This is a genomic window from Rhizobium sp. TH135 (assembly GCF_002855515.1).
Taxonomy (GTDB): domain Bacteria; phylum Pseudomonadota; class Alphaproteobacteria; order Rhizobiales; family Rhizobiaceae; genus Allorhizobium.
The window spans coordinates 385,975-409,021 of record NZ_PKRP01000006.1 but is presented as its reverse complement, the minus strand read 5'-3'; the positions used below and the strand labels follow the sequence as shown (position 1 = coordinate 409,021).

Here is a 23,047-nt window from a genome sequence, read left to right as displayed (position 1 = left end):
GGAGCTTTCGCCCCCTCACTCCACCTCGGCCAGCCGCTTTTCCCACATCGCCTTGAAGCCCGGGCGGGCCTGCACATGGGCGAGCCAGGCCGCCGTCTTTGGATGGGCGTCGAACAGAGGCTGGTAGGCCTGCGCATAACGAACGATCTCGGCCAGGTTGATGTCGGCCACGGTGAAGCGGCCGCCGACGGCATAGTCGTTGGCGGCAAAATGCTTCTCCAGCACGCCGAAGGGCCGGGCGAGAATGCGGGCGACGGCCTTGGCTTCCAGATCGCCGGCCTCCGTGCCAAGACGCCCCTCAGTGTTGGCCATGGAGATCTTCAGCGCTTCCGTTTCGATCGAGGTCGCGGCAAACAGCGACCATTGCAGCATCTGCGCCTCTTCGATGAGATCGCGCGGTCCGATCGGCCCGCCATGCTTGCGCGCCACATAAAGCGTCTGGGCGAGGGACTCGTTCAAGACCAGCCCGTCATCTTCGATCGTCGGAATGCTGCCCATTGGGTTGATATTGAGGAATTCGGCCGAGCGCGTGTTGAGCCGTGCGTCCGGCGCCATCGGGTCCTTGAGCTTGTAGGCCTGCAGCACCGGTACGAGCTCGAATGGAACGCCGAGCTCCTCCAGCAACCAGAGAATGCGTGTCGCGCGCGATTTGTAGACGCCGTAGATCTTCAACATGTGGAACCCCCGTGAGTGTTGCCGCGGAGGCTATCCCGCGTAAGGTCTCCGGGAAAGCCGGTTGCGCTGATGCGACCGATGAAATTTCCTGATCGACGGCGTAATTGACATGATCGGCCTGCCGCGCTTATCTCTGAGCTTCCAGGGTCTGCAGTCCACCCAGGCGTCACCGCCCCGATAAGGGGAGCTAAACCTGCTATTATCTTGTCGATGTCGGCTCGTTTTTCCCGTGCCCCGTCGGAAGTCGGTGACCACCGGCCATGTTGGCTGCTTGAGGCAGCCGGGCACGACCAGGAGACATACGATGTCGAGGATGACCCATGCCTATGCCGCGCCCGATCTGTCGGCGCTGGCCAAGAACCTGAAGCGCGAACTCGAAGCCCGGGCCGATCTGCCCGGCCATGTCGAGCTCTTGAACATACTGACCCGCGCCGTCGGCTTCCGCAACTACCAGCATTTCAAGGCAAGCCACGCGGCTGAAGAGCGCCTCGCCAATCCGCCCGTGGTCGAAGCAGAACCTGCCGCAGACTTCCGTCGCGTCGAGCTCACCGCCCGCTGCTTTGCCGGCACGGATTGCCTCGTCCGCTGGCCGGGCAAGCTCAATCAGCAGCAACTGGCGCTCTGGGTGCTCTGGTCCTTCCTGCCGGCCGGAGAGGAACTTCCGGAAAAGGCCGTGAACGCGGTTCTGATGCGCCATAACGGCTTCGGCGATCATGTCCTGATCCGCCGCGAACTGGTGAATATGGGGCTGCTCACCCGCACACCCGATTGCCGTGTCTATCGCCGCATGGAGAAGCGCCCACCGCCCGAAGCGCGCGCGCTGATCCGCCTGGTCACGAGTGCACGGACTGCGGTCTGATCAGGGGTTAGGGGAGAATGTGATGGGAGCGCGGCGGTATTAAGCTGCCGCGCCTCAGCTTGCCTTGTCGAGCGCCAGGTGCTGGCGCTCACGCAGGATCCGCATCCAGTCTGCGTGGTAGTTGCTGACTTCAAGCATCTCGCGCACGCTGTCGCGATCGACAGGACGGGCAAAGAAATAGCCCTGGCCGGCCTTGCAGTCGAGCGACACCAGTTGCTCGGCCTGGGCTTCTTCCTCGATGCCCTCAGCCACGACCCAGATCCCGAGGCCCCGGGCGATGTCGAGCAGACCCTTGGTGATCACGCTGCCGCTGCCGGCATCGGCCAGACGCCGCACGAAGCACTTGTCTATCTTGATGATATCGACGGGGACGGTGAGAAGATGTGTGAGCGAGGCAAAGCCGGTGCCGAAATCGTCGAGCGCGACCTTGATCCCGGCTTCGCGCAGCGCATGGATCTCGTCGGCAATCACATTGTCCTTCTGGGCGAGATAGACGGATTCCGTCACCTCCGCCACGACCGTACCCGGGGCAAGTCCGACACGCTCAAAGGCGTCGACGATGCGGCGCGTCAACCCGCCCCGGTGAAAGTCGGCCGCACTCAAATTCAGGCCTACGCGCGAGAACAAAAGCCCTTCGCGCGTCCAGTCGCTGGCCGCTGAAGCAATGCGCTCCAGCATGCGATCGGTGATCTCGATCGCCACATGGGCGTCCTTCATCGCTTCGTGAAAATGCGCGGCCTCGATCACGCGCCCGTCGGGCATCCGCATCCGGCAGAGCGTTTCGAAGCCCATGATCCGCCCGGTGGCGAGCTCGATGATCGGTTGGTAATGCGCGTCGATCCGGTCGTTGCGAAGGGCCTGGTCGACCTCCTGGACCGAGCGGAAACGCTTGACGATCGAGGAGTTAAGACCCGGCTGATATTCGAGATAGCGCCCACGCGCCCGTTCCTTGGCATGGTAGAGGGCATAGTCGGCGTTCTGGCGCACCTGCTGCGGGCTTCGCTCCAATCCGGCTCGGGCACCGCCCAGGGTCGCCGCGGGGTAGATGAGGTGCCCGGCGCAATCGGCAGGCTCCTTGATCCGGTAGATAAGCTTTTCGGCAAGTTCCGCCGGATCGGTTGTTACAAGACAGGGCACGATCACGGCAAATTCGTCACCGCCGAGGCGGAAGGTCATGCCCGGTGCGCATTCCTGCTTCATGCGCTCGGCGACAATCCGGATCAGATCGTCTCCGGCGCCATGGCCGAACGTGTCGTTGACCATCTTCAGATTGTCGAGATCGACCAGCATCAGGGCCCAGTCGCCGTCTCGCCGCGAGACCTCGGATATGACCTCGTTGAACCGGCTGCGGTTCGGCAGCCCGGTCAAGCCGTCGGTATCCGCCATGCGTCGGCGCTCCGCCATGCGCTGGTCGCGTTCCATGGCAATGGCGCAGAGATGCACGCAGGCATTGACGATCTGCCGTTCGGGGTCAGATGGCCCACGAATGTTGCGATAATAGAAGGCGAAGGTGCCGAGCACTTTTCCAGATCCGATGATCGGCGTCGACCAGCAGGCCTTCAGCCCCAGCGGCAGGGCAAGCTGCTTGTAAGGCTGCCAGTATTCATGGGTATCGATGTTTTCGACCAGCACAGGTTCCCCGTGAAAGGCAGCCGTGCCGCAGGAGCCAACACCATGGCCGATCGCGATGCCGTCGATTGCGGATGTGTATTCCAGCGGAAGGGAAGGGCCAGCGAGGTGGCGCAGGCGCTGCTCCTCGTCGAGCAGCAGGACGGAGCAGACGATATCGTCCGTCATGGTCTCCACTTCCCGACAAAGGTAATCGACGGTCTCCGCCAGCGACTGTCCAGTCGCGATCTTCTCCAGAATGGTGTTCTGCAAGGGTAGAAGCATGGGACCCGCAATAAGTTGGTTATCGCAGAGTAGATCAGATCGGCCTTAAACAGAAATTACGACAATTCGGAAGGTCTCATGTTGGTTTCCGAATTCTTAACGCTTGCAGTCCGGACCGTTACGGTCCGCCACCACCCGCCCGATTGCCAGAGAGTGTGAGGTGCGGAAATCCGGTCTCGCCATCGGCGATCGGCCCACCGACCCGGTCATTCCAACGATATCCGACCACAGCGCCTTCAGATGCGCCATCGACGATATTGTTGCGGATCACGGTCTCGCCGGCACCTTCCACCACGCTGATCCGCATGCCTTCCGGGCTACCGCGCAGTATGTTGTCGCTGACGATGACATTGCGCAAATAGGGCCCCCAGCCGATCGCGAGCGCTGCCGTCTCGGCCCCATCCACCAGATTGCCGGTCACCAGCGTGTCGGCCTCGACCGAGATGCCGAAGCCGAAGCCGCTGACCGTCGGCTCGTAAGGCCCCTTGTCTGCGATGCCGCGCACGATATTGCCGCTCACCGTCGAGAGCCGCCCGCCATGGTCGAAATTGGCGACCGAGATGCCGATAGCCGCCCCATCGATGACATTGCCCTCGATCAGCGCACCCTCGAATTCAAATTCGGCATAGATCGCCGTCTCGCCCGAGCGGAAGGCCTGGTTGCCGCTGATCGTGATGTTGGAGGCCGAATTCGCGCGGATCGCCGAGAAGGCGCAGTCGGAGACGTGGTTGCCGGACACCAGCACATTGTCGGCCCGGAAGATATTGATGCCATTGCCATATTGCCCGGTGCCGCCATTGGTGGCTGCGATCCGCGCCACTCGGTTGCCCGAGATGACGGTGCCGTCCTCGCCCTTCGTCCAGCGATGAACCAGGATCCCGCCATTGCCGCAGTCGAAGACCTCATTGTCGCGGATGGTGAAGGCGCGGCCCTCGATCGCCCATACCCCGGCCTCGGCAGCACCGGAGATGCGCGAGCCCTCGACCCGCCCGCCGGAGCGCGCGAGATAGATCCCGCATTTGCGGCTGCCAACGATCTCGCAGGCGTCGATCGAGACCTCGTCGACGCTGCGGAAGGCGAGAAGCCCCTCGGTGTAGTCGGCCAGCCAGCGGTTCGCGCCATCGAAGGTGATGCCGGAAAGGCTGACCCGCCGGATGTCCTGGGCCGCGATCAGATGTCCGTCACCACGATAGACGAGCCGCGTCAGCCCCGGAACGCCGGTCAGCCGGCTGCCGTCGCGCAGCTCCAGATTGGCCACCTCATAGGTCCCGGCCGGCAGGAAGACCGGTTGCCCCACGGCGGCTGCCCGATCGATCAGGTCCTGCAGCTTGCGGCTTTGGTCGTCCTCCGTCCCCGGCAGGATACCGGCCTCGGCGGCGTCGAACCCGCCGCGCAACTCCGCCATGGCAAGCGTCTGGGCGCGCGGCGTGCGGAGACCCATGGGCAACCCCGCAGTGGCGAGCAGCCCGCCCAGTCCGGCAATCACCGAGCGTCGAGAAATCATCCTGTCGTTCCTGGCAGAATCCGATGCGCGACCTTGGCCGAAGCGGACTGGACCGGCAACAAAAGGCTTAAAACAGTGTTAACGCCGGACATGAGCCACTTCGCCTTTGGTCTAAGCCTCAGGCGCCAAGGACTTGAGCCAGATCAAGGAAAACCCCGGCAGGCCGCTTATGGTGATCATCGAAAGACATGAACACCAAGGAGACTGATCATGCTTCGTCTGACCGCAGTCCTCTACATCCTCGTCGCCAGCGCCGTGGCGGGTGCGGCGGTGGTCGCGGTCCTGTCGCTCGACATGCGCGAGGGCTGGCAGATCGCAGCGGCATTCGCGGCTGGTCTCGTGATCTCCATTCCGATCGCCGCCGTACTGGGCAAGAAAATCTACAACGCCCTTCAAGGTCCGAAGCCCGTCTGAACCATTCCCTTCGGCGTGGGACGCAAGCCCTTCCTGTCCTGGCGGAGCGGGAAGGGTGGTGAAGAACCAGTCCCATGACGACCGACCGGCATTTTCTCGGGGGAGGGAGTGCCGGTCGGGTCGATTCCAGCCGACGGTCGTTGCGCGCTACCGGTTTTCGTCCTGTTCGAACCGGTCGAACTGCGCCTCAAGCCCTTCGGTAAACCGCATGTAGAGGCGCCCGAAGGTCTCCACGTCCTCGGCCGACCATCCGGCGGTCGCCTCCGTGATCGTCTCGCGCTTGATGGCCTCGATCTCGTCCAGCACCTTCCGGCCCGCAGCCGTCACCCTGACCAGGCTGCGGCGGCCGTCCTCCTGCGAGGCGGCGCGCTCCAGCAGGCCCTGCTTCACGAGATCCGCCACGATCCGGCTCCCGCGCGAAGGGTCGATCCGCAGCTGCTCGGCGATCGTGCCCACCGTCACCTCCTGCTGGCTGCCGATCCGCTTGATCACGCCGATCGCGTCGATGTCGGAGAGTTCAAGCCCCGTCTCCATGCGTTTCAACGCCATGCGCCCGATGAAGCGCCGGCCGATCAACAGCCGCATGCGCGTCATCGCCTGGCCGATGGCAAAGAGCGGCGAGCCGCTCGCGGCCGATCCGTGTTCGGTTTCGGGGGCGTGGTCGGAAGCCACGGGCTTGGGATGCGAAGCAGAGGTCATGATCGAAGCATAGCAGAGCCGCTCTTCGGGGAAAAGCAAAATGCATGCTGTTAGCAAATATGTGCTATTGACATATAATTGCGAGAGGCACATTTTGAGGTCAGACAGGAGCCCCCGATCCATGACCAAGTCCAGCACCGCCGCCCCCTCCGGGCCAGAACCCCGTTTCGAACCCCATCCGACACCATCCAATGGCAGGGGCGGGGCAAACCTCGACAACACGCCGCTGGTCACCGATCCCAGGCTCCGCCTTTTCGTCTATCTCCTCCTGATGTCCGCCATGTTCATGGCGACGCTCGACAACCAGATCGTCTCGACAGCGCTGCCGACAATCGTCGGCGAATTCGGCGAACTCGAGCGCTTCGGCTGGGTCGGCTCCGCCTATCTGCTCACCACCAGCGCCGTCATGCCGCTTTATGGCAAGCTGGGTGATCTCTTTGGCCGCAAATATGTGATCATGGCCGCCATCGCGATCTTTACGCTCGGCTCCCTGGTCTGCGGTCTGGCCGTCTCCATGGACACGCTGATTGCCGCCCGCGTGCTGCAGGCGCTCGGCGGCGGCGGCATCATGGTCTCGATCTTCTCGATCAATGCCGATCTCTTCGAGCCACGCGAACGCGCCCGCTACCAGAGCTATTCCAGCCTCGTGCTGATGGCCTCGGGCGCGCTCGGCCCCGTGCTCGGCGGCACGCTGTCCGACCTTTTCGGCTGGCGCTCGATCTTCCTCGTCAACCTGCCGATCGGCATCGCCGTCTTGATCGGCCTTGCCTTCCTGCTACCCTATCGCAAACCGAACCGTAGGCCGAAGATCGACTATGCCGGCGCCATCCTGCTCGCCGGTGCCGTCGCCTCGATCGTCTTCTGGGCCGATAGCGGCCAGATCTTCGGTTCGCTGATTGCTTGGGAGAGCCTCGCCGTCGTCGCCTTCGGTGCGCTCTGCGCGGTCGGTTGGGTCCTCGTCGAGCGTCGCGCACCGGAACCCGTCGTGCCGCTCTCGCTCTTCTCCAAGCCCACCATCAATCTGCTGCTGATGATCTCGATCGTCTCGGGCGCCATCGGCATCGGCTCGGTCAATTACATCGCGCTCTTCCTGCAGACGACGACGGGCCTCTCGCCCTCCATGGCCGGCCTGCTCTTCGTCGCGACAACAGGCGGCATCGCCTTCGGCTCCATCGCCGCCGGCCGCCTGATTGCGAAGTCCGGCCGCTACAAGCCTTTCTCGATCGCCTCGGCAGCGCTCGGCGTCATCAGCCTCGGAATCTTCTCCTTCATGCATGCCGGAACCCCGCTGATCTTCATCGCGCTGGTCATGCTGCTGCAGGGCTTCGGCGTCGGCATCGGCCAGCAGGTGCCCGTGATCGGCGTCCAGAATGCCGCGTCGCGGGCCGATGTGGGCGCCGCCACCGGCACCGTCACGCTCACCCGCATGGGCGGTGCGGCGATCGCGATCTCCATCTATGGCGCCATCGTCAGCTCCCGCCTCACCCATGTGCAGATCGCGCTACCCGGCGGCGTGGATTTCCGAAACCTCACCCCCGAAGGCCTCGCCGCCCTGCCGGACGCCGCCCGCGCACTCGTTGCCAACGCCTATTCCGACGCCTTCGTGCCGCTCTTCCTCACGGCATCAGGCGTGATGGTCATCGGCCTGATCGCAGCACTGGCTCTGCCCAACATTCGCCTGCCGCGCGAAGGCGAGGGCAAGCCAGCGCCGGCCCCTGTCAACGAATAGCGCAGGCCCAAACGACAAAGCCCCCGGCCGCAGGGCGACCGGGGGCTGATCGTTGCCAGACAGTGACGCGATCAGGCCGCGTAGCGCTGGGCGTTGCCGTCTTTCTGCACCTTGAAGCGGGCGACGAGCGAGCGCAGATGCGCCGTTTCCTCGGCAAGCTTGGCGGTGCTGGCGGCGGCTTCTTCCACCATCGCGGCGTTCTGCTGGGTCATCTGGTCCATCTGGTTGACGGCCATGTTGACCTCGTTCAGGCCGGTCGACTGTTCCTGGGCGGCCGTGGCGATCGAGGTCACCTGGCTGGCAATGCCAACCACCTTCACCTGGATGTCGCTCAGCGCCTGGCCGGTGGAGCTGACGAGATCCACGCCGGTCTGCACTTCCTGCGACGACTTGGTGATCAGCGTCTTGATGTCCTTGGCAGCCGTTGCCGAACGCTGGGCGAGTTCGCGAACTTCCTGCGCCACGACCGCAAAACCCTTGCCCGCTTCCCCGGCGCGTGCTGCTTCAACGCCGGCATTCAGCGCCAGAAGGTTCGTCTGGAAGGCGATTTCGTCGATCACGTTGATGATCTGCGAGATTTCCTTGGAAGCCTGTTCGATCCGGCTCATGGCGGAGGTCGCTTCGCCGACGACTCCGGATGAGGCTTCGGCAAACTGGCGGGCTTCCGTCACCATCTTGCTGGAATCCTGAGCCCGCTCGGTCGAGGTCTTCACGGCGACCGTGATTTCCTCGAGTGCCGAGGAGGTTTCCTCCAGCGAGGCAGCCTGGGTCTCGGTGCGCTTCGACAGGTCGTTCGAGGCCTGGCGGATCTCGTCGGCACCACCATTGATCGCATCGGCCGACTGGCGAACCTGTTGCATCAGGTTGCGCAGGCTGGTCATGGTCTCGTTCACATTGGTCTGCAGGTTCGCAAAGACGCCCTGGTAGCGGCCTTCCATGCTTTCGGTGAGATCGCCCTTGGCGAGTGCCGAGATCACGCGGCCGGTCTCGGCAATGCCGGTATCGACCGACTGGACCAGGGTGTTGACGTTGGCCGCAAAGCGGTCGAGGTCTGGATTGTCATACTGCTTGGTGATGCGGCGGGTGAAGTCGCCGGCGACAGCGGCATCGACCACGGTCGCGATATTCGACTGCAAGTCGGCATTCTTCTCCTGCAGCGCCGCTTCCTGGGCTGCCAGATCGCGGATCTTGATGGCGTTCTGCTTGAAGACGTCGACGGCCTTGGCCATCAGACCGATTTCGCTCTTGTGGTCGAGTCCCGGAATGACGGTGTCGAGCTTGTTGTCGGCGAGCGAGCCCATCGCGCTGGTGATCTGGCCGACCGGGACGGTGATGCTGCGGGCGATGAAGAAGGCGATGAAACCAGCCATGAGCAGGCCGATCGCGGCCAGCGTGCTGCCGATCACGACCGCAGTCTCCATCGTCGACTGGATCTGTGGCCCCAGCGTATCCTGCGTCTTCTTCAGGTCCAGTTTCAACTGTTCGACTGATGTCGAGAGCTGGTCGCCGGCGACATTCATTGACTCGTTGATCACCTGGTTCCGGCTTTTGATCACATCATGCACGGACTGGATGGCGGCCTCATATGTCGCCAATTCCGTTGCCAGCGTGTCCAGAGTGGCAGTCACGGCGGCATCTGTGGAGCTTGCCTTGATTTTCGCGACTTCCTCGCGCGCCGTTCCGGCAAAGGTCTTGGCGTTCTCGAATGCGGCATCGCTGTTGTTCAACAGGAATTTGTTGGTTCCAAGCCGCAGGCTGCTGATTTCATACTTCACGCGTTCGAGCGCGGCGACTGTCTCCACGTTCCCGGAGGCCGCGATAGACTCGGTGATCGTCTCCAGTTCCTCGGCCATCTTCGGTCCGAGTGTGTCGAGCGTGCCGTCGACGAGTTCTTCGCGCTGGGTCTGCAGGGACACGACCTTGTCGAAGCCCTGCGCATAGGTGTCAACGAAGCCATGGAAGCTGGAAACGGTCGTCTTTGCCGCGTCGGTCAGCTTGTAGCTCAGCATCGTGTCGACCGATGCCTTCGTCGTCGCAAGCCGGGTTGTCACATCCTGCTTCAGCTCATCCGTGGGTTCGGCGCGGAACTTGCGGAAGGCGAGGCGCGCTTCCAGCATGTTGGCCTGGATACGGCCCGCTTCATTCGTCTGTCTCGCGCTTTCCCGGTAATCGGCGAACGACGCCTCGTTGGTGAGGTTCGAATAGACGCCGGCCCCGGCGATGACGCCGAGCACCACCAGCACCGACCCAAAGCCAAGATAGATCTTGCTGCCAATTTTCATGTTGTGAAGCACGTTCGTTCGCCCCTGCCAGATGTGAAATGCTGAACAGATCGTGATCGAGACGCCTTAAAAAGTTATGAAACACTAATATCTGTAATACTAAAAATGATAGATTGGCGCCCATCTGACGGCGAAATACAACTTTTGGACAAGTCTATCCGGGCAATGCTCTAAATCCGGGCGCCCACGATGGGGCGCCTTGCATTCCTCGTGCAGCCTGACGGCGCACGCAAATCACCCCCGGCCATAAGCTTCGCGCCAGCCGCGCCTGACAGGATGCAGATAACGCTGTCAGTATGATCAGGTACCGCATGTCCAAGCTCTCGCCCTCCGGTCAGGCCGCTACGGCCTCTCTCCTGTCGAAGCGCCTCCTGTCGCTGGGGCTTGGCACAGCACTCGTCGGCTCGCTGTCGGGCTGCATCCTGATGACCGATACCAGCCGTATGAACATCGACGTCTTCCAGGATGAGGTCGCTCCCGTCTGGTACGATCCGGCCCGCACGCCGCCGGCCGCCGACCAGACGGCGCCGCAGAAACGCGATCTCTACCGCACCCAGTTTCACCAGACCTATGGCCTACCGGTCTCCAATCCGCTGCACCGGACGATCTATGGCCTGGTCGTGGATGAAGGCCACACCCTCTCGCCGATCCCGCTCGATCGGGTGCGCTCGGACATGCTGCGCCAGGAGGTCAGCTACCAGACGGTGGAAGCCCCGGGCACCATCGTCGTCGATACCAAGGCGCACTACCTCTATCTCGTCCAGGCCAACGGCAAGGCGATCCGCTACGGCGTCGGCCTTGGTCGCGACGGCTATGCCTGGTCGGGCAGGGGCGTCATCCAGCGCAAGGCGAAGTGGCCGCACTGGACCCCGACCGATGAGATGGTCGAGAACAATCCGAACCTCAAGCCTGTCTCGGCCGCCCGCGGCGGTCTCGTCGCCGGCCTCAACAATCCCCTCGGTGCCCGCGCCCTCTACATCTATCAGGACGGCAAGGACACGCTCTACCGCGTCCACGGCACGCCGGATTGGCAGTCTGTCGGCAAGGCGACCTCCTCGGGTTGCGTGCGCATGTTCAATCAGGACGTCATCGATCTGTTCGAGCGAGTGCCCGACAACACCCCGATTGTTGTCATTTAGCGACACTCATTTGCGACGGTGCCCCTCTCTCCAAAACGTGAAAGGGGGGTAACGTTGCTTTAATGGAAGCTTTCCTGTTTGCATCGCATCATCGCGGAACAAAGCGCACCTCCCAGCGTCTTCATCCGCAGCGCTGCCACAGGAAATTTATAAATTACATGTCTTCAACGCCTCACCTGACCCGCCGATCGCTCCTGTCGCTGACAGGCCTCGGCGCTGCCTCGCTGCTTGCGAGCTGCACCACCTCCCGTCCTTTGCCGCCGGGCGTACGCCTCGATGGCCCCGTCGTCCCCGCTGCCCCCGCAGGTCGCACCCCCGAACTCGATGCCATGTATGGCGAGGTCTATGACGGCGGTTACGTCATCCCGGCCGTTCCCTACTGGAAGATCCCGGAACGCTTCTATCGCCAGCAGGTCATCGATCCCACCGGCGAAGCCCCCGGCACCGTCGTCGTCGATACGCCTAACCGCTTCCTGTATCTCGTCGAGCGCGGCGGCACCGCCATGCGCTATGGCGTCGGCATCGGCCGCGACGGCTTTGCCTGGGGTGGCGCCGGCGTCATCCAGTGGCGCCAGAAGTGGCCGAAATGGACCCCGCCGGACGAAATGATCGCCCGCCAGCCGGAACTCGAGATCTATTCTGTCCGCAACGGCGGCAAGCCCGGCGGTCTCGACAATCCGCTCGGCGCACGCGCGCTCTACATCTTCCAGAACGGCGAAGACACGCTCTACCGCCTGCACGGCTCGCCGGAATGGAATTCCATCGGCAAGGCCGTCTCGTCGGGCTGCGTGCGCCTGATGAACCAGGACATCATCGACCTCTACGAGCGCGTACCCAACAAGGCCAAGATCGTCGTCCGCCAGTAACGGCTGACCGTTCTCGGTCGTGTCGCGATCGGATTCAGTCACTTACAAAAGAGGCCCCGCCAGCGATGGCGGGGCCTTTCTGCATCTCGGATCTCGGCTTTGAAATCAGGCCGCTTCGAGCGCCTTCTCGATCGCCTCCACGGAGTGGCCGGTCAGGTCCTTGTCCAGTTCGCCGATCAGAACGGCAGACAGCTGCTTGTGATAGCCCTTGCGCATCTCGCCCAGCGTCCGCGGGGCGGCGATGATGACCAAGTTCTTGATCTTGCCCTCCAGCACCTGCCGGTTCAGCATGTCGGTGATGCCGCTGCCGAAACCGTCTTCTTCCTGCTGGCTGTCGTCAGGATTGGCCGCACTGCTGGAATGGCGGGCGCCGGATGCGATCTTCGAGCTGTCGATCTCTTCCGCCGGCATGGCCTTCAGCTTGATATCAAGCGCGTTACCCTCGTTCTGGAAGAGGCTCAGCTTCTCGCCGTCGGCGACGGCAATGACGGTGTTCTGGGGCACTTGCATGAATATTCTCCTTGGTACTCTGCGCGGCGTCCACCATCGGTGGCGCTGCCGCAGTTGACCAAAGGACAACCCCTTGGGGCTGCATCGGTTCCCTTGTCGTCGCCCGGTCAACCGATCCCGTGTCAGGCCTCAACCGCGACAGCGAAACGGGCTGAAAGAACTCGCCGCCCCGGCATTCATCGTGGCAATGGTCAGCCCGTTGGCGACTTCGATATCATCCTCGGTCTCAGGGCAGGCATCGACATCGGCAAGGCAGCCGCTGTCGATGAATTCCTGGTTCCGGGCGAGGAAGCGTTCGGACACACCGTCGCGACCGACATGATCGAGAATTTCGCCAAGTGCCTTGGTATAGACATCGCACTTTTTCCGCTGCCAGTCCGAGCGCTCCTCTGCCGTGACGCCCGCCTCCTGTGCCAGCGCCGGTATGCCGGTCACTGCGATCGAGGCGGCAGCGGTTGCAACGAAGGCGAGGGCAAGGCCCAGCCGAACAGCCGCCACGCCCGTTCTCCTATCCCCTGTCATCGCGCATACTCCGCGAAGATCGCCTTGCCGATCGAAGCAATCGCGGCATCCCGTGTCTTCAGCGGGTGCTTTCGCCCGTCCATATAGATCGCAACGACCAGCGGTGCGCCGACAGGGCGCTGGAGCAGGGCAACGACCCCGCGTGTGCCGTGCCCGCCGGCACCGCTGCGATCGGCGATCTTCCAGCCCACCGGCAGCTCTGCCCGCAACAATCCGTCCGCCACGGCATTGGCCGCCATCCAGGCTTCCAGCTGGTCGCGGGCCTCAGGCTCGAGCGCACCGTCGAGCAACAGCCGTTGCAGCGTCTCTGCCATAGCCTGCGGTGTCGTGGTGTCGCGCGGGTCGCCGGGCGTGGCCTCGTTGAGCTCCGGCTCGTAGCGGTCAAGCCGGGTCGTGCCGTCGCCGATGCGCCGCAGGAAGGCAGTCAGTTCCGACGGACCGCCGATCGACTTCAGGATGGCATTGGCCGCGGCATTGTCACTGGTCCTGAGCGTGATCTCGCAGAGGGAGCGGGTCGAGAGGCTTGTACCCACCCGCTTTTCCGTCACCGGGGAATGCGGGCGAAGGTCGGCCTTGCGGATCTTCGTCTCCTTGGCGAGCACGGCCTCGCCGGCGGAAAGGGCCGTGGCGCAGGCCAGTGTCTTGAAGGTGCTGGCCATGGCAAAACGCTCATCCGCCCGGTAGCTGCGCATCTCGCCGCTGCCGGTATCGATCACCGCAAAGCCGACGCGCATGCCAAGCTCGGTCTCGACACGCTGTGCGGCTGCCATAACCGGCTCGGCGGCTGCGACCTTCGCGGGGGCAAGCCCAGCCGTCATGAGAAGAGCGGGCAGCACCAGCCCCAGCAGGCGGGCGGTGGTCCGGGAAGGGGTGGAGGATGGAATGTGGGTCATGCTTGTCTCCCTGATGCGCTCCTGAAATCGGAGGCGATCAAGGCGAGAGCGAGGCGCAGCGATTTTATCCTGCGTTGTGTTTTAGGTCCGGCAACCGCCGGACTTTTGCCGCGAGCAGCGGGAAGAGGCTTCGCCGTGAGCGAAAACTCAAGTCTCGGGAATGGCCTCGAGATGGCCCTTCAGCCGCTTCAGGCTCTCGCGCAGGCTCTCAATCTCTGAGATCTCGTAGCCCGTCTGGTTGCCGATCGCCGAGAACACCTCGAGCGCGCGCGCCTTCAAGGCCCGGCCTTCGGCAGTCAGCGTGATGAACACCACGCGCTCGTCGGCCGCGTCGCGGCGGCGGGAGACATAGTTGATCTGCTCGAGCCGCTTCAGCAAAGGCGACAGCGTGCCCGAATCGAGCCCCACCTTTTCGCCCAGCGTCTTCACCGAGAGATCGTCTTCCTCCCACAGGGCCATCATCACCACATATTGCGGATAGGTCAGGCCGAGCGGCGAGAGCAGCGGCTTGTAGGCACGGGTAAACGCATGCGCAGCGCCGTAAAGCGCAAAGCACAGCTGCTTGTCCAGCCTCAATTCCTTTTCGAGCGTTTCGTCGGTCATGGCCCTTGATGAACCCCTGTCGGCATCTATTGTTTCTACAGTGGCCAAAACTGGCCCGGATTTCAATGCGCAAAAAACAATTGCGCGCAATTCATTTGTGCCCTATATATGTAGTCACCACCCCGCAAACAAGGAGAACACGACAATGGCAATTCTCTACACAGCACACGGTCACGCCACCGGCGGCCGCTCCGGCCATGGCGCCAGCGATGATGGCGTGCTCGACGTCACGCTGACGACGCCCAAGGAACTCGGCGGCGACGGCGCCACCGGCACCAACCCCGAGCAGCTCTTCGCCGTCGGTTATTCCGCCTGCTTCCTCGGCGCTCTCAAGGCCGTTGCCCGCAAGGAAAAGGCCACAATTCCGGAAGATGCAAAGGTCCATGCCGACGTCGGCATCGGTCCGCGCGAAGACGGCACCGGTTTCGGCATCGAGGTGAAGCTCTCCGTCGAGATCCCCGGCATGGAGCGCGAACTGGCCGAGAAGCTGGTTGCTGCCGCCCACATCGTCTGCCCCTACAGCCATGCCATGCGCACCTCGACCGAAGTCCCGGTCTCGGTAATCTGATCGCCACACCGCGAGCAATCTGTTCCACTACCCGAAGGCCGGCCTCGTGCCGGCCTTTTTGCGTCGAGGCGAGGGGAGCCGACCTTTTCTCAAGCGGTCTCGAGAAGCGAGTCGGGAACCGCATCGCCCCAGTCACGCATGGCGTATAAGATGTCCTTCAGCGAAGCCCCGAGAGGGGTCAGTTCGTAGACCACGCGCGGCGGCGTCTCGGCGAAAGCCTGCCGCGTCACCAGCCCATGTTCTTCGAAGCGCCGAAGCCGGTGCGTCAGCGTATGGGCGCTGATGCCGGGGAGCGCGTGTTTCAGCTCCGTGAAGCGTCGCGATCCGTTCAGGAGCTCGCGGATAATGAGTGTAGCCCAGGGACCATCGAGCAGAACGAGGAAACGCTCGACGCCGCAGCACGGTGATTTTTTCTCACTCATCGAAATTTTCTTCCATTAGTGCATTTGACGTAACCGATGCAGTTATTGCACCAATGGGTTCTCGTTCCAACCGATTAAGGAAATTCGAATGTCGTTTGTCATCCATGGCGCCACGGGCGCTCATGGAGCGCCCCTGTTTGACCTCATGCTGGAAAAGGGCCTTGATGCCCGTGCGGCAGTGCGAGATCTCGACAAGTCCGGCGGTCGCCCCGCCGTTCTGGCCGATGCTGCCTCACTTCCCTCCCTGGAGGCGGCATATCGCAATGCCGAGGGTATCTTCGTCCATCTGCCCCAGGTGCCGGAACCGCTCAGGGTGGAATACGCCGGCAACATTCTGACCGCCATCGAGCGTAGCCGTCCTACCCGCGTCGTCTTCTCCACCAGCGGTGTCATCGTCGATGAGCCGGGCTCTCCCCTGCAGGCCGGTGAGGACAGCGCGATCGGCCTGCTGTTGCGGGGTCTTCGTGAAAGCGGAGTATCCCATGCGGTAATCGCACCACGCCTCTATCTGGAAAATCTGACGCTCCCCATGGTCATCGAGCCGGTGAAGGCGACCGGCATTCTGCGCTACCCCATCCGCGCCGATCTTCCCGTCTCCTGGAGCTCCCACGCCGACATCGCTGAGGTTGCGCTGCGTCTGCTGACAGACACCAGCGTTTCGGGCATTGTCGGTGTCGGTCATCTGCCGGGCTTGACCGGGCCGCAGCTCGCAGAAGCCTTTGGAGCGCATCTCGGCCGCGCGGTTACCTTCGTTTCCCAGCCTCCTGAAGAGTTCAGGACAGAACTGGAGCCATTCATCGGCCCGGCCGCGGCAGCCATTGCCTCCTTCTATCAGGCTCTGTCGGAGCGAAGAGACAATGTCATCGCTGAAGCAACGAGCGCGCAGGCCCTGATTGGCCTCTCGCCACGCCGTGTTGCGGACTGGTTGAAATCTGTCTGAACCTCGGTCGGGCCGGTGTTCACCGGCCTGCCTTCTCTGAAGTTCGCGATGCCCCATTGGCGGGGGAGGGGAACACTTCACCGCGAACTCTGTTGGACTTCACACCAGTCAACAGAGGATAAAACCATGCACACGACAACTGTGAACGAAATCCACGAAGACCACCGCCTCTCGCCCGATCTGCCGGTTGGTGAGGAAACCCGTAACGAGATCCGCCGGCAGTATCCGGCCTCGGCCTTTTACGGTCCGCTTTTCGAAGGTCGCGACCGGATTGCGCTCGCCATGGCGACGATCATGCTGATCGGCCCGCTCGCCGTGCTGCCGCTCGGCTTCGGTGGCTGACGCAAGGCGTCAGACGCTTACCTCCATCAGTCCTCTGCGCAGGGCTGATGGGTCGCTTTCCATACCGGCCTCGATGACGCGGTGCAGGTCCCGCCAGATCGGCACGGCGTCAGCCAGCGCATTCGACCCTTCAGGTGTAAGCCGCAGGCGCTTGCCGCGTTTGTCCTTCGGATCCGGCTCGATCGACACCCAGCCGCGCGCCGAGAGTGGCTTGAGCGCCGCTGTCAAAGTTGTGCGATCCATGGCCAGAAGTCTGGCAACAGGGCCCATCGGCGGCGGCTCTGGCCGGTTCAGCGCCATCATCAAGGAAAATTGCTGGTTGGTCAGGCCCGTCGGCTTCAAAGCCATGTCGAAGCGGCGGGCAAGCGCCCGTGCGGCGCGCTGGGCGTGCAGGCAGAGGCACGTATCGCGCACATGGATGGTAGTGGAATAGGGAATCACGGGCAGATTTGACATTGACCAAATATGTTGATATCAACGTAAAAGTCAAGAGGAGGATCGGAAAAATGGAATATTCGACTGTTTCTCGAGAGGAGTGGCTGGAGGCCCGCAAGGCCTTGCTGCAACAGGAGAAAGAACTGACCCGCCAGCGTGATAGGGTCAACGCCGCGCGCCTCGCGCTGCCCTGGGTGCGGGTAGAGAAGGACTATCGTTTCCAGACCCCGTCAGGCGAAAAGACACTCGCCGATCTCTTCGATGGCCGCAGCCAGCTGATGATCAACCACTTCATGTTCGGGCCTGACTGGGATGCCGGCTGCCCCGGCTGCTCCTTCTTCGCCGATCATATCGACGGCATGCTGCCCCACCTCAACAATCACGACGTCACCTTTGTCACGGTCTCGCGCGCGCCGCTCGACAAAATCGATGCCTACAAACGCCGCATGAACTGGCACTTCCCCTGGGTCTCCTCCTTCGGCAGTGATTTCAATTACGACTTCAACGTCTCGTTCACGCCGGAGCAGCTTGCCTCGGGCTCGGTCACCTACAATTTCCGCGAAACCCCGCGCGAACAGGCCCATGACGAGCTCCCCGGCCTGTCGGCTTTCTACAAGAACGACAAGGGCGAGATCTTCCATACCTATTCGCAATATGCCCGCGGCGGCGAAGAGGCGCTGGGAACCTTGATGATCCTCGACCACGCCCCGCTCGGCCGCAACGAGACGGGCACCTTGAGTTTCGTCAAGCGCAAGGACGAGTATGTCGCAAAGCCGGCCGAAAAGGCCGGCTGCTGCCATTGAGGGAGGGCGTGTCATGGAATTCCCGAAACCCAGCGAGCACCACCGTGTTCTCGATCGCCTCGTCGGCGACTGGCTCTATGTCACCTCGAGCGCGGTGGAGGGCTATGATCCCGAGGATCCGTTGAAACGTTGGACCGAGAAGGTCCGCTCCATCGGCGGCCTTTGGGTCATAGCCGAAGGGCAGGGCGGTATGGGCGACGACACCGCCACCATGATCATGACGCTCGGCTACGACCCGCGCCAAGGTCACTATGTTGGCAGCTGGATCGGCTCGATGATGGACAAGTTCTGGATCTACAAGGGCTGGCTGGAGGATGACGGCCAGACGCTCGTCCTCGAAGCCGAAGGCCCCGGCATGCAGGATCCCTCCCGCACCGAGCTTTATCGCGATGTCATCCACTTCATCGATGATGACAGGAGAACCTTTTCCGGCAGCGTCCGCCAGCCGGATGGCAGCTTCAAGACCTTCATGTCCAGCGAAGCAAAGCGTATCGGCTGATACGCCAATAACAAAGAGAGGGACTGCGCATGCATGGGACATTTATCTGGCATGAACTGATGACGCCCGATCCGGCGGCAGCCAAGGCCTTTTACGGCGCGCTGCTCGGCTGGGAGCCGACCGATATGGTGATGGAGGGCTTCACCTACACCACGTTTGCAGTTCCCGGCTTCCCCTCGGGCGTCACCGGCATGATGGCGCTCGGTGACGAGATGAAAGAGCAGGGCATCCCGCCGAATTGGACCGGCTATATTGCGGTTGATGATGTCGACAAGACGGCCGCCGAATTCGAGCGCGACGGCGGCGCGATCCACCGCGCGCCGGAGGACATCCCCGGCATTGGCCGTTTCGCCGTGGTCGCCGATCCGCAAGGGGCCGTCGTCTGCCTCATGACGCCGAAGATGCCGGATGGCGAAACCGGCAGCTGGCCCACCCCCGGCAGCACCGGCACCGTCGGCTGGAACGAGTTGATGGCCGGTGACTGGGAAAAGGTCTGGGATTTCTACGCCGCCCGCTTCGGCTGGGAAAAGGACATGGCCGTCGACATGGATGCCATGGGCATCTACCAGACCTTCAAGCTCGGCGATCGCGGCATTGGCGGCATGATGACCAAGCGCCCGGAAATGCCGATGGCCTATTGGGGCTTCTACTTCATCGTGCCGGGCATCGATTCGGCGATCGAAAAGGTGAAGTCGCTCGGTGGCGAGATCCTGATGGGCCCCCACCAGGTCCCCGGCGGTTCCTGGATCGCCGCTTGCCAGGATCCGCAGGGCGCCTACTTCAACCTGACCTCGGCAAACCGATAACGTGAAAAGGCCGGAGCGCCCCATGGCGGCTCCGGCCTTCTCGAATTCTTTAGTCATCGGTGGTGTGCGCTGGCCTCAGCCGCGCTTCACGGCCTTTTTCACGGCACGCTTCTTCGGTGCGGGCGCGTTTTCGGCCTCAAGCGCCTCGCGCTCCAGACGCAGCGCTTTCAGCGCTTCGGTCTTGCGGTCACGCGCGGTTGCTTCCTGAGCGATCAGCGAACGAGCAACGCTGTCGGTTGTCGCGGCCTTGTCCTGCGGCGAAACCTTTTCAGGCTTGAAAAACGTCTCTTTGGTAGCGGTCATGTCCGGGTCCTTCCTGCAGCCTGGCTGCCTGTCTCGGCATGGGGGTGAGGTCCGTCCGCTCCTGGCCAAATGGCCGGGGCCGGTGACCGAGGAGAGGCGTTGTGCCTTCCTCGTGGTCGGACATCCGCGCGCCCGAAGGCGCACGGAGGGGTCGAAATTAGCGTGCGCCGCGAACTGCAGCCTTCTTCGGGGCCGGCAGCAGGCCTTCGCGCTGCATCTTTTTGCGCGCGAGCTTGCGCTGGCGGCGAATGGCTTCAGCCTTTTCGCGAACGCGCTTTTCCGAAGGCTTTTCGAAGGCGCTGCGAGCCTTCATTTCGCGGAAGAGGCCTTCGCGCTGCATCTTCTTCTTAAGCACACGAAGCGCCTGGTCGACATTGTTGTCACGAACGAGAACTTGCACGGTCGTTTCCTTTCCGGGCGTGAGCCCGATTTAACTGGGTTGCAAAAGAGGGGATACGACAAGCTAACGCGCGACGCCCCGGCGGAGATCCCGATCGGATCGGGAGAAATGGAAAGTCGAACGCGAGCAGCCTTCGACGCAAACAAAAAAGGCCGGGCGGAACCCGACCTTTCCTCGCCACTCAGCCCTCGCAGTCGGTAAAACCGTTGTCAGCAAGGGCGAGCGACAAATTATTAAGCGGCGCGCAGGTTGTCGGCCGAGCTCTTGCCCGAACGCTTGTCCTGAACGATGTCGTATGCGATCTTCTGGCCTTCGACCAGGTCGCGCATGCCGGCGCGCTGAACGGCAGAGATGTGGACGAACACGTCGGCAGAGCCTTCATCCGGCTGGATGAAGCCAAAACCCTTGGTGCTGTTGAACCACTTTACGGTACCTGTGTTCATAACGATTTCCTTTCAATCGTTGGGCTTGCCGGCGAGACATTCGACGGCTGGTATATCGACGTTGAAGGAAATCTGGCGTGCGCCGGAGGCGCGTAGACAAAGTCGCTCGCAATCTTCGATGGCGGCAATATAGAGGCTCGGTCGCCGCGACACAAGCAAAAATGGGCAAAACTGCCATTTCGTCGCGGTAAAATGTCGGGGATGCCCTGCTCAAGCCCCTGATTCAAAAGCTTGAATCTCCACGCGCCGGGAAGCCAAAAAACGCCGTGAAAGCCAGTATGGCAGGTCTGTTTGGCATCCTTTAGCCATATCGCCAACATCAGGAATAATTCATATGGATGCGGTGATTCCACGCAAAAACAGTACGACAATCTTCACCGCTGCTTGCTAGGAAACCTCGCCCGGCACGTTGGTCACGCGCTCGCGCCGGCTCACCTTATCACTCATCCACGGGCTCATCCGATGAACAAGTTCCTTGCCGCCACCGCAATCTTCCTGATCACCGCATCCGCCTCCGTTGCGGGCAGCTTCACCTTCCCGGCCGACGAGCCAGCCGCAACCGTCGAAATTCCGGACGACTGGCAGCCGACCGCGACCGATTACGGCATCGAAGGCAATTCGCCCGACGCCGGCACCTATATCTCCTTCGACATAGCCGGTGTTGAGGACATGGACCAGGTCATGACCGACGTCTTCGCCTTCCTTGAGGAAAACGGCGTCACGCCGGATCCGGCAAGCCAGACCGAAAGCAAGGGCGAGCAGAACGGCATGCCTTACGAGACGCTGTCCTGGAAGGGCACGGACAAGGACGGCCCGGTGACCATCGGCGTCGGCTTCATCACGCTGTCGGACGAGAAGGCCGCGATCGTCACCTACTGGGCCTCGGCCGAAACGGAAGAAAAGAACATCCCCGAGGTCAACAAGATCCTCGAATCGATCAAGCCAGCCCAGTGATCGCGCCGAGGCGCCCGCAACTGGCGGCCGCCGCGCAGTTCTGCTGACATCTCTTGGCCCCGCGTCTTCTGGCGCGGGGCTTTCTCATTCGGGAGTGTCGCCGAATCAGCGCAAAGCGCTCGGGCATCGTCCGCCGATCTCGCGACACGATCCGGCCCCGCTGATGAATACGGCCCGACGAAATGCCGCAGCCTCCGTCGTATGGGAGTTCCATGGCGACAAGTCGGCTGCGATCTGCTAGGACAGCCCACCCGTTCCAGGAGTGACGGGCGATCTCTAAGCCACGAAAGCCAGCCGACCATGACCATTGCTGTGGGCCTCTCCTTCGGATGCCCCGTGTCGCGCGCCCCGATTTTGGGCGTATCGAGCCCCTCCGCCGCCTTCCCCGATCCAATCAACCTCTCGGAGGCCGGCCTGTGAGCGCTGCATTCGACTACCGCGACGATCAAATCCCCGAGGACGAGACCCCTGATGCCAAGGCCTGGCTGAAGATCGTCAATGCCTATCGCAAGCCGAACCTCACCCGGTCCAGCTTCGAACTCGGCATCACGCTCGTGCCCTTCATCCTGCTCTGGGCCGGCGCCTGGGCAAGCTTCCATTTCGCCTTCTGGCCGGGCCTCGTTCTGGTCCTGCCGGCTGCAGCCTTCCTGCTGCGCCTCTTCATCATCCAGCATGATTGCGGCCACGGCGCCTTCTTCGCCCGCCGCTCGGTCGACGACTGGACCGGCCGCCTGCTCGGCGTCCTCACCTACACCCCTTATGACTACTGGCGTCGCGCGCATGCCGAACATCATGCGACCGCCGGCAATCTCGAGGAACGCGGCGTCGGCGACATCACCACGCTGACGGTCGCCGAATATCGCGCGCTCTCGCCGCTCGGCCGCCTCGGCTACCGCCTCTATCGCAATCCGATCGTGCTCTTCGGCATCGGCCCGATCTGGGTCTTCCTGCTCAAGCAGCGTCTGCCCTTCGGCATGATGAAGGACGGGGCTCTGCCCTGGGTCTCCACCATGGCCACCAATGCAGGCATGGTCGCCATGGCCGCACTGATGATCTGGCTCGCCGGTCTCGATGCCTTCCTCGTCGTGCATCTGCCGATCGTGCTGCTTGCCGGTGCGCTCGGCATCTGGCTCTTCTATGTCCAGCATCAGTTCGAAGATACCCACTGGTCGAACCCTCCGGAGTGGCAGTTCCAGCACGCGGCTCTTCACGGCGCCTCGCATTACGACCTGCCCTGGGGCCTGCGCTGGCTGACCGGCCATATCGGCGTGCACCACGTGCATCACCTGTCGAGCAAGATCCCCTTCTACCGTCTGCCGGAAGTCCTGCGCGACCATCCGGAGCTGAAGACCATCAGCCGCATCACGCTGAAGGAAAGCTTCGCTTGCGTGAAACTCGTCCTCTGGGACGAAGCCCGCGGCCGTCTCGTCTCGTTCCGCGAAGCGCGCCGGATGGCTGTGGCCGCCTGATCTCTGCGCCACAATTTCAAGATCGAGACGCCCGTTGCTCAACCGAGCAGCGGGCGTTTTCTTTTCCAAGATGCG

Annotated in this window: 27 protein-coding genes; 13 read left to right on the top strand and 14 right to left on the bottom strand. The window is 62.6% G+C overall.

Annotated features, from left to right (window positions below; all coding sequences use genetic code 11):
- Window positions 1–15: 15 nt before the first annotated feature.
- Complete coding sequence (locus C0V73_RS19580; protein ID WP_102021663.1) at window positions 16–675, bottom strand: glutathione S-transferase family protein; 660 nt, start codon at window positions 673–675, stop codon at window positions 16–18.
- Between the two features lie 304 nt (window positions 676–979).
- On the opposite strand from C0V73_RS19580, the gene C0V73_RS19575 reads away from it, so the two are divergent.
- Window positions 980–1,534 carry a DUF2087 domain-containing protein gene (locus C0V73_RS19575; RefSeq protein WP_102021662.1) on the top strand — a complete coding sequence of 185 codons (555 nt, stop codon included), beginning with the start codon at window positions 980–982 and terminating at the stop codon, window positions 1,532–1,534.
- Between the two features lie 54 nt (window positions 1,535–1,588).
- On the opposite strand, the gene C0V73_RS19570 is transcribed toward C0V73_RS19575, so the two are convergent.
- Window positions 1,589–3,427, bottom strand: coding sequence for an EAL domain-containing protein (locus C0V73_RS19570; RefSeq protein WP_102021661.1), 1,839 nt, complete (start codon window positions 3,425–3,427; stop codon window positions 1,589–1,591).
- Between the two features lie 118 nt (window positions 3,428–3,545).
- Window positions 3,546–4,931: a TIGR03808 family TAT-translocated repetitive protein gene (locus tag C0V73_RS19565; RefSeq protein ID WP_102021660.1), complete on the bottom strand. Its 1,386-nt coding sequence runs from the start codon at window positions 4,929–4,931 to the stop codon at window positions 3,546–3,548.
- A gap of 210 nt (window positions 4,932–5,141) precedes the next feature.
- Here C0V73_RS19565 and C0V73_RS19560 point away from each other — a divergent pair, with 210 nt between their 5' ends.
- Window positions 5,142–5,345 (top strand): hypothetical protein, encoded by a 204-nt coding sequence (locus C0V73_RS19560; protein ID WP_102021659.1) that lies wholly within the window; start codon window positions 5,142–5,144, stop codon window positions 5,343–5,345.
- A 147-nt stretch (window positions 5,346–5,492) separates the two neighbouring features.
- On the opposite strand, the gene C0V73_RS19555 is transcribed toward C0V73_RS19560, so the two are convergent.
- Complete coding sequence (locus C0V73_RS19555) at window positions 5,493–6,044, bottom strand: MarR family winged helix-turn-helix transcriptional regulator (RefSeq protein ID WP_102021742.1); 552 nt, start codon at window positions 6,042–6,044, stop codon at window positions 5,493–5,495.
- A 121-nt stretch (window positions 6,045–6,165) separates the two neighbouring features.
- On the opposite strand from C0V73_RS19555, the gene C0V73_RS19550 reads away from it, so the two are divergent.
- Window positions 6,166–7,773 carry an MDR family MFS transporter gene (locus C0V73_RS19550; RefSeq protein WP_245408039.1) on the top strand — a complete coding sequence of 536 codons (1,608 nt, stop codon included), beginning with the start codon at window positions 6,166–6,168 and terminating at the stop codon, window positions 7,771–7,773.
- 71 nt (window positions 7,774–7,844) lie between these two features.
- Here the strand turns inward: C0V73_RS19550 and C0V73_RS19545 are convergent, their stop codons facing one another.
- A complete protein-coding gene (locus tag C0V73_RS19545; protein ID WP_245408038.1) occupies window positions 7,845–10,055 on the bottom strand; it encodes a methyl-accepting chemotaxis protein in 2,211 nt (736 codons plus the stop codon).
- A 311-nt stretch (window positions 10,056–10,366) separates the two neighbouring features.
- Between C0V73_RS19545 and C0V73_RS19540 the strand changes: the two genes are divergently transcribed.
- A complete protein-coding gene (locus C0V73_RS19540; RefSeq protein WP_102021657.1) occupies window positions 10,367–11,194 on the top strand; it encodes a L,D-transpeptidase in 828 nt (275 codons plus the stop codon).
- A gap of 158 nt (window positions 11,195–11,352) precedes the next feature.
- Window positions 11,353–12,060, top strand: coding sequence for a L,D-transpeptidase (locus C0V73_RS19535; protein WP_102021656.1), 708 nt, complete (start codon window positions 11,353–11,355; stop codon window positions 12,058–12,060).
- Between the two features lie 105 nt (window positions 12,061–12,165).
- Here the strand turns inward: C0V73_RS19535 and C0V73_RS19530 are convergent, their stop codons facing one another.
- The 4 genes from C0V73_RS19530 to C0V73_RS19515 form a co-directional block, all read right to left on the bottom strand.
- Window positions 12,166–12,570 (bottom strand): host attachment protein, encoded by a 405-nt coding sequence (locus C0V73_RS19530; protein WP_102021655.1) that lies wholly within the window; start codon window positions 12,568–12,570, stop codon window positions 12,166–12,168.
- Window positions 12,571–12,699: 129 nt separating this feature from the next.
- Window positions 12,700–13,068: a hypothetical protein gene (locus C0V73_RS19525; protein ID WP_102021654.1), complete on the bottom strand. Its 369-nt coding sequence runs from the start codon at window positions 13,066–13,068 to the stop codon at window positions 12,700–12,702.
- Between the two features lie 20 nt (window positions 13,069–13,088).
- Window positions 13,089–13,985, bottom strand: coding sequence for a class A beta-lactamase (gene bla / locus C0V73_RS19520; protein WP_245408037.1), 897 nt, complete (start codon window positions 13,983–13,985; stop codon window positions 13,089–13,091).
- A gap of 147 nt (window positions 13,986–14,132) precedes the next feature.
- A complete protein-coding gene (locus C0V73_RS19515; RefSeq protein WP_102021653.1) occupies window positions 14,133–14,588 on the bottom strand; it encodes a MarR family transcriptional regulator in 456 nt (151 codons plus the stop codon).
- 145 nt (window positions 14,589–14,733) lie between these two features.
- Here C0V73_RS19515 and C0V73_RS19510 point away from each other — a divergent pair, with 145 nt between their 5' ends.
- Entirely contained in the window at window positions 14,734–15,156 is a 423-nt protein-coding gene (locus C0V73_RS19510) for an organic hydroperoxide resistance protein (RefSeq protein ID WP_102021652.1), read from the top strand.
- Between the two features lie 89 nt (window positions 15,157–15,245).
- Here C0V73_RS19510 and C0V73_RS19505 read toward each other — a convergent pair whose 3' ends face one another.
- Window positions 15,246–15,578, bottom strand: a complete 333-nt coding sequence (locus C0V73_RS19505) for a helix-turn-helix domain-containing protein (protein ID WP_102021651.1) — start codon at window positions 15,576–15,578, stop codon at window positions 15,246–15,248.
- Window positions 15,579–15,666: 88 nt separating this feature from the next.
- On the opposite strand from C0V73_RS19505, the gene C0V73_RS19500 reads away from it, so the two are divergent.
- Window positions 15,667–16,518: an NmrA family NAD(P)-binding protein gene (locus C0V73_RS19500; RefSeq protein WP_102021650.1), complete on the top strand. Its 852-nt coding sequence runs from the start codon at window positions 15,667–15,669 to the stop codon at window positions 16,516–16,518.
- 126 nt (window positions 16,519–16,644) lie between these two features.
- Entirely contained in the window at window positions 16,645–16,860 is a 216-nt protein-coding gene (locus C0V73_RS19495; RefSeq protein ID WP_102021649.1) for a hypothetical protein, read from the top strand.
- A gap of 9 nt (window positions 16,861–16,869) precedes the next feature.
- Here C0V73_RS19495 and C0V73_RS19490 read toward each other — a convergent pair whose 3' ends face one another.
- On the bottom strand, window positions 16,870–17,316 hold the full coding sequence (locus tag C0V73_RS19490; protein ID WP_102021648.1) for a MarR family winged helix-turn-helix transcriptional regulator: 447 nt from the start codon (window positions 17,314–17,316) through the stop codon (window positions 16,870–16,872).
- 50 nt (window positions 17,317–17,366) lie between these two features.
- Between C0V73_RS19490 and C0V73_RS19485 the strand changes: the two genes are divergently transcribed.
- The 3 genes from C0V73_RS19485 to C0V73_RS19475 are packed head-to-tail and all read left to right on the top strand — an operon-like array spanning window position 17,367 to window position 19,403.
- Window positions 17,367–18,098 (top strand): thioredoxin family protein, encoded by a 732-nt coding sequence (locus tag C0V73_RS19485; protein WP_102021647.1) that lies wholly within the window; start codon window positions 17,367–17,369, stop codon window positions 18,096–18,098.
- Window positions 18,099–18,111: 13 nt separating this feature from the next.
- A complete protein-coding gene (locus C0V73_RS19480; protein WP_102021646.1) occupies window positions 18,112–18,597 on the top strand; it encodes a DUF1579 domain-containing protein in 486 nt (161 codons plus the stop codon).
- A 29-nt stretch (window positions 18,598–18,626) separates the two neighbouring features.
- On the top strand, window positions 18,627–19,403 hold the full coding sequence (locus C0V73_RS19475) for a VOC family protein (RefSeq protein ID WP_102021645.1): 777 nt from the start codon (window positions 18,627–18,629) through the stop codon (window positions 19,401–19,403).
- Window positions 19,404–19,478: 75 nt separating this feature from the next.
- On the opposite strand, the gene C0V73_RS19470 is transcribed toward C0V73_RS19475, so the two are convergent.
- The 3 genes from C0V73_RS19470 to C0V73_RS19460 form a co-directional block, all read right to left on the bottom strand.
- Window positions 19,479–19,706 (bottom strand): hypothetical protein, encoded by a 228-nt coding sequence (locus C0V73_RS19470; RefSeq protein ID WP_102021644.1) that lies wholly within the window; start codon window positions 19,704–19,706, stop codon window positions 19,479–19,481.
- A gap of 157 nt (window positions 19,707–19,863) precedes the next feature.
- On the bottom strand, window positions 19,864–20,106 hold the full coding sequence (rpsU, locus tag C0V73_RS19465) for a 30S ribosomal protein S21 (RefSeq protein ID WP_102021643.1): 243 nt from the start codon (window positions 20,104–20,106) through the stop codon (window positions 19,864–19,866).
- Window positions 20,107–20,339: 233 nt separating this feature from the next.
- Complete coding sequence (locus C0V73_RS19460) at window positions 20,340–20,549, bottom strand: cold-shock protein (protein ID WP_054156754.1); 210 nt, start codon at window positions 20,547–20,549, stop codon at window positions 20,340–20,342.
- A 462-nt stretch (window positions 20,550–21,011) separates the two neighbouring features.
- Between C0V73_RS19460 and C0V73_RS19455 the strand changes: the two genes are divergently transcribed.
- Together C0V73_RS19455 and C0V73_RS19450 are read left to right on the top strand one after the other, a co-directional pair.
- Window positions 21,012–21,503, top strand: coding sequence for a histidine kinase (locus C0V73_RS19455; RefSeq protein ID WP_102021642.1), 492 nt, complete (start codon window positions 21,012–21,014; stop codon window positions 21,501–21,503).
- A 416-nt stretch (window positions 21,504–21,919) separates the two neighbouring features.
- Window positions 21,920–22,972: a fatty acid desaturase gene (locus C0V73_RS19450; protein WP_172450234.1), complete on the top strand. Its 1,053-nt coding sequence runs from the start codon at window positions 21,920–21,922 to the stop codon at window positions 22,970–22,972.
- Window positions 22,973–23,047 lie beyond the last annotated feature (75 nt).